Below are 10,941 nucleotides of genomic sequence, written 5' to 3'. Positions count from 1 at the left end.
ATTTCTTTTTGTTAGGAAAGATTGATGTCATCGGCATTATCGTTACCGCTCCCGGCAAGGAAGTTGATTTTGTTTCCCGCTTTTTTGCACCGTCTTGCAGCGTTCCCGAAGACCCGGTTACCGGTTCGGCACATTGTACTTTAATCCCGTATTGGGCAAAAAGGTTGGGTAAAAACAGTATGCACGCTTACCAACTTTCGGCAAGAAAAGGCGAAATTTGGTGCGAAGATAAAGGCGAACGGGTATTGATTTCGGGAAAAGCCGTAACCTATTTACGCGGAGAAATTGTGGTTCCGTAAAAAACTATTGCTTATCCTGTAAAAAATAATCCGCACAAAATAGCTATCTTTCTGTTAAAACCTATATTTCCGATACAAAAATTACAAGCATGAACAAAAACCCTTTCCGCTCCTTTTGGATGGCCGGCTACGAATGCACCGATCAGTTAAATTATTACGGAAACCGTGTGGATTTGCTGAAAGAAACGGCCCATTTAGAATTGATAGACCAGGATTACCAGGATTTGGCGCAGTTCAACATCAAAACAGTGCGCGAAGGAATCCAATGGAGCCACGTAGAAAAAAAGCCTTACGAATACGATTGGACAACCGTTGCCTTGATGATTGAAAAAGGAAAAGCCAGTGGCATCCAACAGGTTTGGGATATTTGTCATTTTGGTTTTCCTGATGATTTAACGCCGACGCATCCTCATTTTACGCCGCGTTTTTCGGCTTTGTGCCGTGCTTTTGTCCATTTTTACCGTTCGGTAAGTCCGGATGATGTACTGATTGTTACCCCGATAAACGAAGTCGGTTTTGTTTCCTGGCTGGGCGGCGAAGTGCGCGGGACTACACCTTATGCCATAAAACAGGGCTGGGATTTGAAATATGCTTTGATGCGTGCTTATATTGATGGCATTGTGAGCATGCGCGAAATTGACCCTTCAATCAGGATCATGACGACAGAACCACTGATCCAAGTTGTGCCGCCGTTTGATGCTACCGAAGAAGAACTTTTGGCGGCCAAAGCATTGCACGAGAACCAGTACCAGGTGTTGGATATTTTGTCGGGGAAAATTTGCCCGGAACTCGGCGGCTCTACCAATTATTTGGATATTTTGGGCTTTAATTATTATTACAACAATCAATGGGTAAGCACTACGCACCAGTATTTGAAGTGGATTGACGAGCCGCGCGATAGCCGTTTCCGTCCGTTTAGCAGCTTGCTTACTGAGGCTTACCAGCGTTACCAGCGGCCCGTGGTTTTATCAGAAACCAGCCACCCGAAAGAAGACCGGCCAAAATGGATAAAATATATTGCGGATGAAACAGCTTTGCTCCTTCAAAATAAAATCCCGCTATGGGGCATTTGCATTTACCCGATCATTGACCGGCCGGATTGGGACCATTTGACCATTTGGCACCAAGCCGGTTTGTGGGATTTGGAATTTTATCCGAATGAACTGCCAAAGCGCGTGTTGCACCAGGAATATGCGGCCGCATTTTTAGCCGGACAAGCACAGGTAGTTGCCGCAGTGGCAGATCCAGATTATGAAGTTTCGCAAAGATTAGGTTTAGTTAAGGAAACAAGTCAAAAAGATGTTTAAACATCTTTTTGACTTTTACTAAACAAAGGGTGTTTACAGAATGCTACTTTTACGGCATAAAAATAAATACCTAACCTAATCCAAACAAAAAATGAAAAAATTAATGATTGCCGCTGCGTTGGTTTTAACCCAATCTGCCTTGTTTGCACAAACCAAATGGAATGTTGATCCTGCACATTCTTCTGCTAAATTTACGGTTACACATTTGGTGATTTCTGAAGTGGAAGGAAACTTTAAAACCTTTAAAGGAACGATGGTAAACACCAAACCAGATTTTACCGATGCCAATGTTGATTTTTCTATCGATGTGGCCAGCATAAATACCGACAACGAAATGCGCGACAAGCATTTAAAAAGCGATGATTTTTTCAATACCGAGAAATACCCTAACATGATTTTTAAAAGTACTTCCATGAAAAAACTGGCCGGAAACAAATATACTTTAACGGGGAACCTAACTATTCGCGATGTAACCAAACCGGTAAAATTTGATGTTACTTACGGCGGAACGGCCAAAGACGCTTATGGCAATACCAAAGTTGGTTTTAAGGCCAACACCGTAATTAACCGTTTTGATTATGGTTTAAAATGGAACGCAGCAACCGAAGCAGGCGGCGCAACCGTTGGCAAAGATGTTACCATTGATTTGAAACTGGAATTTGCGCAGGCGAAGTAATTGCTTTAACAATACTTCTTTTACGGCATAAAAAACGACGGCCAGATCGGCTGTCGTTTTTTGTTTAATGAAGTTTTGGATAAATACCTCTTTTACTGTTTTTTTTATCTCGACAATGTTTTTCAACAAACTTTCGTTATCAGCTAAAAAAAAGAAAAGTTAGTTTTCCTTTCCAAGCCTTTCTTTAACAGTAAAAAAATGTTAAACTAAATTTGCCTGTTACAAGGTTGGGCCGAAAGGGTTATATTAGCCTGATTTTGCTACAACACAAATTTATGCCTCGTTTTAAACTGATACTTCTTTTATCCATACTTTTTTCGGCTCCTTTATCCAAAGCGTTTGCGCAAAAAGATACTGTCAGCCTCCAAACCATCCTTGGCAAAACCGGCAAACTTGCCGAAGGGCGGCCGGTTGAAAAAGTTTACCTCCACTTTGATAAACCTTATTATGCCGTTGGCGATACCATTTGGTTTAAAGCTTACGTAACCATTGGCTTGCACGAACCTTCGCCGTTAAGCAAAATTGTTTATGTTGATGTTTTTACCAGTGCCGATTCATTGGTGCAAACCCTGAAACTGCCTGTTGTAAACAGCATAGCTTCCGGCGATGTTACTTTGCAGCCGCTCATTTACAAACAAGGAAATTATCACATTCGCGCTTACACCAATTATATGCGCAACGATGGCCCGGATTACTTTTTCAACAAAAATATTGCTATTGGCGATCTGCTCGAAAACAATGTGGTAACGCGGATTTCTTTTTCGGGAACAAGTAAAGAAACTCCGTCTAAAATTAACGCTGGCGTTTATTTTCAGGACGAAAACGGCGCGCCCTTGGCCAACAAAAAAGTAAGCTGGCATGTAGATGTGGATTACGAAACCGTGGCAAAAGGCAAAGGCACAACAGACCAAAAAGGTTTTTTGCCGGTCAACATCGCCAGCAAACAAAACACGGCGCTTACCACCGGAACTTTGTTTACCGCCATCAGCACAAACGATAAAAAATCGGTTACCAGCACGTTCCCTTTGCACACGGCAACAGCTACGGCAGATGTTCAGTTTTTTCCGGAAGGCGGGGAAATGATTGCCGGCACCCGCACAAAAGTAGCGGTAAAAGCAGTAGGCCCAAATGGTTTGGGCATCAGTTTAAAAGGGACGGTTACCGATAACGACGGCAAAACAGTAGCTGAATTTAATGCTGCCCATCTCGGTATGGGTTCGTTTGTGATGCAGGCCGAAGCAGGAAAAACTTATCGTGCAAACCTCGTTTTTGCAGATGGTTCTAAAAGTACGGCAAACCTGCCGCGTGTAAACCCCGAAGGCATCAGCCTATCCATAAACAATGCTGACCCAACAAACCTACTGCTCCGGATTTCAACCAATGACGCTTTTTTGAAAAAGAACCAGAACAGAAGTTTCTACTTGGTTGGCCGCGTTGGCAATGTCATCTGTTATGCAGCGCAAAGTTCGCTTCAGAATATAGTTTATAGCGCAGCTATCCCAAAAACAAAGTTTCCGACCGGTATTATTCAGCTCACCTTGTTTTTATCGGATGGAAAACCGCTTTGCGAACGTTTGTTTTTTATCCAGCACAACGACCAGTTGGATATTGCCTTAAATTCGGCCAAAACCAATTATGCCACGCGTGAAAAAGTACGGGTTAACGTAACCACAAAAAGCAAAACGCTGCCTTCAGAAGCCAGTTTAGCCGTGGCCGTAATTGATGAAAGTAAAGTCCCGTTTGATGAAAATGCGGAAACAACCATTTTAACCAATCTGCTCCTAACTTCGGATCTAAAAGGTTATATCGAGAAACCAAACTATTATTTCAAAAACCCAAACGAACAAACCGCTGACGAGCTGGATGTTTTGATGCTGACGCAAGGTTACCGCCGGTTTGCTTACCCGGCAATTTTAGCAGGCACTTATCCGCCGGTTACGTTTTTGCCCGAAGCCGGGATTGATATTTCTGGTACATTGCGTGATTTGACTGGGATGCCGATTTCACGCGGCGTAATTAAACTGCAAGTCCCAGACCGTAATTATACTTCGCAGGCCGCAACCGATGCAAACGGTGTTTTTACTTTTCCGAAAGTTTTGGTGATTGATTCTTCCCAAGTAATCTTAAGTGCAAAAGGCAATTCAAACAGCCGGAACATGATGATCATGCTTAACGGAACATCCGCACAAACTGCCAGTAAAAACCCGCAATCGCCGGATGAAGTATTAAATATTGACAGCACGTTGAACACTTATCTGCAAAACAGCAAAAGGCAATATTTTAACGGCCGGACTTTAAAAGAAGTAACCGTAAAAGGCGTTTTGAATGTAAAAAAACCAAGCCACCTTGATTTTCCGGCTTTAACCGGATTGAGTATAATGCCCGACCAGGCAGTTCAGGGCGATCGGCTGATGCAATGTGGCCAGTTTTTAACTTGTTTGCAAGGCAGCCTTTTGGGTTTAACTTATGTAGATAATAATTTATTTGTTCGGCGCGATTACCAAAACGGAAATAAAACGCCGGTGCAAGTATTTGTTAACGGGATGCCGGTTGATATCAATTACCTCAATAGTTTGGAAGCACCTGATGTAGAATCTGTTGAGGTATTTTTAAAAGATGATTTGAGTGGCATCAACCGCACGTATAACACAAACGGCGTTTTGGTGGTGAACATGAAAAAAGTGGTCAAGAAAAAAGTAACCATGAAAGATTTGGAAGACTTGCTTCCGCAGCCAAGTGTTGTAAAATTTGTGCCCAAAGGTTATACCAACAGCCGCGTTTTTTATTCGCCCAAATATGAAGTGAGCCGAAGCACAATGCAAGGTTTGGATTACCGCAGCACCATTTACTGGAACCCAAATGTGCTGACCGATGCAAAAGGAAACGCTGCTGTTGAATTTTACAATTCGGACGGAAAAGGCACTTACCGTGTTATTGCCGAAGGTATGGACAAGGATGGCAACATCGGCCGGTTTAATTACCGGTACAAAGTGCAATAAACAATTACGCTAAATTTATACCGATAAAAGAAGCATTGCACTGAAATTCAATTTTTAAAATTAAGAGTTTGAATTTTTTGCCACGGGCCGTTTAAATATTCCCAAAGCGTTAAACCTAAACCCTGAATTTCAAACGGTTTAAAATCTAAACTCAAGGCTTGTTGCAGTTGTACCGCAGTTTGCCGGTCAACTTTATTTTGGATGGTAATATGCGGCCAAAGCGTTTGTTTATCCTGCGGCGTTAGCCAAAGCTGCCATTGTTGCTGCAGGTTTTTGTGCAGTTGCTTTAGTTCTGTACTTTCTATTTTGAAAGCAACGCCTGCACCAATACTTACAACTTCGGTAACTTGCAAAACCATTGGCTTTTGTTGGGCGCATACTGTTTTTACCACCTCAAAAATGGTGTCTTCATTTCCGGGCAAATGGTGGAACAAGGTTAAATGCGCATCCAGGTAATTACGTTCGGCGGGAAAATGCTGCTTTCGTAAATCAGTAAAATAAGCAGCCGCTTCCGGGTTTATTTTTAAAGTGAGGATGACAGGTTTTTCTGATAACATTATATTAATCAATCTTCAAACTCAATCATATCAAAAGCTTGCTGTGCCTTTACCCTTTCTAAAGGTTCAAATTTTTTGCCTGCCTGTTCGTTGTAGTTCTTAAAAAAGTTTTCGATTTGGTCTACAATATGTGCTGGCAAGTGGTCTATATCGTTTATTTCTTTAAATAATTGCGAAACTTCGGGCACTGCCAAAAAACGGTCGTTCCGCACAGTTTCGCCGTCTTTTTCTGTTTGGTTCGCTTTTATCGAGCCAATAATGCGGCAATCTAAACAACATCCGGGAAAGGTTGGAAATTCAGAAACCACTACCACATCAAGCGGGTCGCCGTCTTCGCCCTTCGTTTTCGGGATAAAACCAAAATCAAACGGAAAAACCAATCCCGCAGGTAAAACCTTCATTAGTTTAAAACAGTGGCTTTCGGGTTCATAATCATATTTATGGCCCTGCCCTTTCGGGCTTTCGATAATTGCGGTTACAGTTTTCATAGTAGCAGGATAACTACTTAAACGCAATTAATGTTTACTTTATAAGAGATTATTGTTTGGGAAAAGAAAAATAACATGTGGGTTTTTGCTTTCGGTTTTTATTTACCCGAAATCTTTCTTTCTAATGCTTCTTTTACCGTACCAAACCACTCGTCTTTCAAAACACTCAAAATAATCGTATTTCGGCGGCTGCCATTTGGCATTGATGCATGGCTGCGCAAAATACCTTCTATCGTGCAGCCGATACTTTTCATGGCCGCAATACTTTTTTTATTGTTGTTGTCAGCACGAAACTCTACCCGCTCCATGCACATTTGTTCGAAAGCAAATTGCAATAGCAAAAACTTGCAATGCTTGTTTAATCCGGTTCCCTGAAATTGGCTTCCATACCAGGTAAAACCCAATTGTAATGTTTGGTTTTGCAGTTGGATGTCGTAAAAGCGTGTGCAACCGGCATACTTTTGCTGCCTTTTATCAAACACAATAAACGGATATTCCTTGTTTTCTTTACGTGCAGCGATGGCTGTTTGGATGTAGTTTTTCAAACCTGCTGCACCTATAACCGCAACCAAAGAAAACGCCCAAATGTTAGGTTCATCTAATGCAAAAGGAAGCAGGTTTTCATAATCAGTTTCTTTAAGCGGACGAAGTTGTACAAAATCATCTTCTAAAACATAATCTGCAGAAAAATCAAAAGGTTGAAGCATGTTGTTTTTTGTATAATTTAAAAAATGTACAAGTTATAATTTAAAGATCGAAATTTTAAATACAATTGGATTTATAGAAATTAATCTTTTGATTTTTAATTTGAAAGCAATGCTTCTTTTACCACCTAAATTTTAGTGTCCAAGTTTGGGTATCCAATTAAATAAGCAACATGCACGCTCAAGTTGTTTTTGGTCTTTCCGGCTTTCCAAGTATAAGTTTTTGTGGGAATGGATTGCGCCAATTGTAAAAACTCTTGTGGTTGGTACAAGCGCAAAAGTGAAACGCAGCCATCCCAAATTGTTGTCAATGGAATAAGCGGAACGAGATAAGTAAACACCAATCTCGAAACTTTAAACGGGCGCAAAAACGGCGTGCAAAAAAAGAAAACTACCGGGTGCACAAGCAACGAACCCAGCAGGAAAAACCAGTTTTTATCGCCGCCATCAAACAAACAAATGGCTTGCTTTTGATTGACTGCAGCTTGCAACATGGCTTTGATTTGTGCTGGCCGAAAATGGTGCGCTGCCGAAAATAAAGTCCGCACGCCATGCAATTCAACCGGAACGTTTTCTGCATCAATTGGATCTTGATAAAAATCAATTTGGCTTTGTGTTTTTTCGCGGAGATAACGCCAGGCATCCAAGTTTGGGAATTTATCGGTCAAAATAAAAGTAACTTTCTTGTTTTGCAAGTTCAAATTTTGCCGGACCTGCAACACTGGCCCGCCGCCGCCCGAACCCAAATCTACAATTTGCGTTTCGCCGGTTTTTTCCAATACTTCCAATAATATTGGTGTGATGGAATGGTAAACACGCAGCAGCCGGATCAGAAAACGCAAATAATCCAACATACCGGTGCGCAATACATCCGGGAACCAATGGTAATCTTCAAACTCAAAAAAACGGTAGCGTTTCAATTGTATTAGTTGATGGTTAATAGTTGATGGTTCATTGTTTTAAAGAAATAGCAGCACAATTTTTTGCCGGTAAAAACAGTATGCATCAATCTTTGGCAAGCGCATTTTTGATTTGAGCGGCCAGCCATTCCGGCGCTTCCATCGGGCTTAAATGGCCAATACCTTTTGTGGCAATCAGTTTTGCATCGGGCAAATGCGGCATTGCTTCTTTCAAAATACTTTCAAAACTAATGGCCGGGTCATCTTCGGAAGCAATCACCGTTATCGGCAAAAACAAATTTGCCGCGTCATCGGCAATAGAATGATGCACGCCTTCCAGCAGCCACCAGTCCCAGGTTTTCGGGTCGGTTTCCAAATTGTTTTGGATCACCAATTTCCGCTGTTCATCCGTCAAAGGTTTTATGGTGATGCTTTTTACAGTCGTTTCGGCTTCTTTTTGATTTGGGTGAATCAGCATCCGTTGCAATTCTGCATCACCAATATGTTCAACCGTTGGCGGGGAAGGCGCAACCAAAATCAAATGCCTGACCGAAAAATTAGGATCGTTGGTAGCCACATCCACCGCAATTTTCCCGCTCATCGAATGGCCAATCAACACATACGATTCAACGTTCAGCTCGTCCAGTTTTTGCAGGATAAAAGAAGTAAAGGCCGCAATAGAAGGTTCGGGCAATGCCGGTTCTCCGCCAAAACCAGGCAAGTTTAAGGCGATACATTGATAATCCTGCTGCAAATATGGAATTGTCCAGGCCCAGCTTTGCGCCGAACCTCCAAAGTAATGCAAAAAAACCAAAATTTCTTTTTGGGTAGAATCAACGTTTTGCGGATCAGAATAAGGTATAATATCCATGAATTATTTAAAGCTTTGCGGTTTAACAGTTGCGTTTATAATTTGTGTTAGCGTTATCTGGTTCGCTTTTCCAGCACCGCAATCCGATGTTCAAAAGCTAATTTCAGTTCGGCAATAATCGTTTCCGGATCTCTTCCGTTTGTCCACAGTTGATAAAGTTCTGATGATTTGATTTCTGCAATCAATTGTAAAACTTTGCGTTTTTTATCTTGCAAAAATTGAATCATTACAGCTAAATCTTTGATGGTTTGAGGCTGATCGGGAACATAAGTCAACGCATTTCCGCTGACGATAAATTCGTGCAAACGGCTCATTTCGTCCAAATCGCCGTTTTGGTAAACTTCATTAAGTTGGGCCGTAACTTCGGTTGCGCGCTGGTTTAGTTCCTCGTCCGCATCCGTCAATTTATCGGGATGGATTTGCACCACGGCTTCTTTAAACAAGCGTTTCAGTTCCTGCTGGTCATCTGCCGACACCAATTTTTGTGTGGTAAAAGAAGCATTGTTCACTTTTAAACCCACCGGCTCCTTGTAATTTTTGCCGCGCTTTTTTTGCTCCAGCCGCTTTAGCTTTTTCGCCTGTTTTTGTGATTTATAAAGATCTGTTAACGCCCGAATACGGTTAATTTGGGCAGATAAGACCGAACGGATTTTAGTTTGAAAAATGTTTAAGTTCGATTCTAATTCGCGCAGTTCTGCTTCCAACAAAGCAATTTCTTTTTCCAGCAAAACAATGGCTTCTTGGTTTTGATCTGGATTTTTATTGGGTAAAAGAAGCATCGGTTTGAATAAAAAAAGGCCGGAAAATAAAATCCGGCCTCCAAAATTATCATTCTAAATTTGATTACGCATTCACCACTTCGCCGCCATTGACGTGGATGATTTGCCCGGTAATGTAAGATGCATCCTGCGAAGCCAGAAAAACATAAGCCGGTGCAACTTCTGATGGCTGGCCGGCGCGGCCAAGCGGCACGTCTTTTCCAAAACTTTCGATTTTTTCTTTGTCAAATGTAGATACGATCAGCGGCGTCCAGATTGGGCCTGGTGCTACTCCGTTTACGCGGATTTTTTTCTCCGCCAAATTCGTTCCCAACGAACGTGTAAAAGCAGTGATGGCACCTTTGGTGGAGGAATAATCCAACAAGTTTGGCGACGAACGGTAAGCCGTAACCGAAGTGGTGTTGATGATGCAATCGCCTTCCTGAAAATGTTTTAATGCTTCTTTTGCAAAGTAAAAATGCGCGAAAATGTTGGTTTTAAACGTTTTTTCCAACTGCTCGTTGCTGATGCCGGAAATGTCTTTTTGCGGATATTGCTGCGCCGCGTTGTTCACCAAAATGTTCAACCCGCCGAAAGCTTCCACGGTTTGCTGCACGGCTTTTACGCTCGTTTCCGGGTCGCTCACATCGCCTTTTATCAGCAATGCCTTGCCGCCTTCCGCTTCAATCAAAGCTTTTGTTTTTTCGGCGTCCACATCTTCATCTAAATAAACAATCGCCACATCGGCACCTTCGCGTGCAAAATGGACAGCAACGGCACGCCCAATTCCGCTATCGCCGCCGGTAATTAAGGCTTTTTTTCCTTTTAGTTTGCCCGAACCTTGGTAGCTTTCGCTGATGTATTCTGGCTTTGGGTCCATTTGTTCTTCAATGCCAGGTTGGGATTCTTGTTTTTCATCTCCTGAAAATCCGGTTGGTTTTTGTTCCATTTTAGTCGTTTTAGTTTTGCGTTTAGCTTTGCAAAAACCCAACCAGTTTAATCAATAATAAAATTTATTTCTTTTTCAGGTTTGATTTTGGTACACGGGTTTACAAAAAAGCCGGAACGAATCCCGGCTTTGTATAAAAAATTGGTGCTAAAAGAAGTATCAGCCAATTAAACCAAAGTTCCCAATGCTTCTTTTGTAAAGCCTTTTAACTCGTTAGTGCGGCCTTGCGTTACTTTTTTGATCCATTCCGGGTCGGCCAATAAAGCGCGTCCAACGGCGATCAAATCAAATTCGCCTTTTTCCATTCGGTTTACCAATTCTTCCAATGATTTTGGTTGAGATGCTTCTCCGGCGAAAGCAGCCATAAACTCGCCCGACAAACCAACCGAACCAACCGAAATTGTAGCTTTTCCTGTTATTTTTTTTGCCCAGCC

General features: G+C 42.0%; 12 protein-coding genes (1 of these 12 running past the window's edge). 4 read left to right on the top strand and 8 right to left on the bottom strand.

Translation table 11 applies throughout. The features are described from left to right. The 4 genes from Q0192_RS11630 to Q0192_RS11615 all read left to right on the top strand — a co-directional run. The coding region (locus Q0192_RS11630; protein ID WP_299289651.1) for a PhzF family phenazine biosynthesis protein at window positions 1-299 on the top strand (299 nt) is incomplete at its 5' end. Between the two features lie 89 nt (window positions 300-388). After that, window positions 389-1,606: an amine oxidase gene (locus Q0192_RS11625; RefSeq protein WP_299289650.1), complete on the top strand. Its 1,218-nt coding sequence runs from the start codon at window positions 389-391 to the stop codon at window positions 1,604-1,606. 91 nt (window positions 1,607-1,697) lie between these two features. Next, a complete protein-coding gene (locus tag Q0192_RS11620) occupies window positions 1,698-2,282 on the top strand; it encodes a YceI family protein (RefSeq protein WP_299289649.1) in 585 nt (194 codons plus the stop codon). A gap of 275 nt (window positions 2,283-2,557) precedes the next feature. Beyond that, complete coding sequence (locus tag Q0192_RS11615; RefSeq protein WP_299289648.1) at window positions 2,558-5,281, top strand: carboxypeptidase regulatory-like domain-containing protein; 2,724 nt, start codon at window positions 2,558-2,560, stop codon at window positions 5,279-5,281. Between the two features lie 47 nt (window positions 5,282-5,328). On the opposite strand, the gene Q0192_RS11610 is transcribed toward Q0192_RS11615, so the two are convergent. The 8 genes from Q0192_RS11610 to Q0192_RS11575 all read right to left on the bottom strand — a co-directional run. Beyond that, window positions 5,329-5,838, bottom strand: coding sequence for a 2'-5' RNA ligase family protein (locus Q0192_RS11610; RefSeq protein WP_299289647.1), 510 nt, complete (start codon window positions 5,836-5,838; stop codon window positions 5,329-5,331). Between the two features lie 8 nt (window positions 5,839-5,846). Further along, a complete protein-coding gene (locus Q0192_RS11605; RefSeq protein WP_299289646.1) occupies window positions 5,847-6,326 on the bottom strand; it encodes an inorganic diphosphatase in 480 nt (159 codons plus the stop codon). Window positions 6,327-6,424: 98 nt separating this feature from the next. Further along, a complete protein-coding gene (locus tag Q0192_RS11600; RefSeq protein WP_299289645.1) occupies window positions 6,425-7,033 on the bottom strand; it encodes a GNAT family protein in 609 nt (202 codons plus the stop codon). A gap of 125 nt (window positions 7,034-7,158) precedes the next feature. Next, a complete protein-coding gene (locus Q0192_RS11595) occupies window positions 7,159-7,950 on the bottom strand; it encodes a hypothetical protein (RefSeq protein WP_299289644.1) in 792 nt (263 codons plus the stop codon). A gap of 85 nt (window positions 7,951-8,035) precedes the next feature. Continuing rightward, complete coding sequence (locus Q0192_RS11590; RefSeq protein WP_299289643.1) at window positions 8,036-8,800, bottom strand: alpha/beta fold hydrolase; 765 nt, start codon at window positions 8,798-8,800, stop codon at window positions 8,036-8,038. A 53-nt stretch (window positions 8,801-8,853) separates the two neighbouring features. After that, on the bottom strand, window positions 8,854-9,579 hold the full coding sequence (locus Q0192_RS11585; RefSeq protein ID WP_299289642.1) for a hypothetical protein: 726 nt from the start codon (window positions 9,577-9,579) through the stop codon (window positions 8,854-8,856). A gap of 64 nt (window positions 9,580-9,643) precedes the next feature. Next, window positions 9,644-10,507, bottom strand: coding sequence for an SDR family oxidoreductase (locus Q0192_RS11580; protein WP_299289641.1), 864 nt, complete (start codon window positions 10,505-10,507; stop codon window positions 9,644-9,646). A gap of 167 nt (window positions 10,508-10,674) precedes the next feature. Further along, on the bottom strand, window positions 10,675-10,941 hold the final stretch of the coding sequence (locus tag Q0192_RS11575; protein WP_299289640.1) for an NADH:flavin oxidoreductase. The gene runs 843 nt beyond the window's last position; only the last 267 of its 1,110 coding nucleotides appear in the window; the start codon falls outside the window, past its right edge; it ends in the stop codon at window positions 10,675-10,677.

Origin of the sequence: uncultured Mucilaginibacter sp., assembly GCF_937859865.1 — a bacterium.
Taxonomy (GTDB): Bacteria; Bacteroidota; Bacteroidia; order Sphingobacteriales; family Sphingobacteriaceae; genus Mucilaginibacter_A.
The sequence above is the reverse complement of the archived record's forward strand: the minus strand, read 5'-3'. Positions and strand labels throughout refer to the sequence as shown.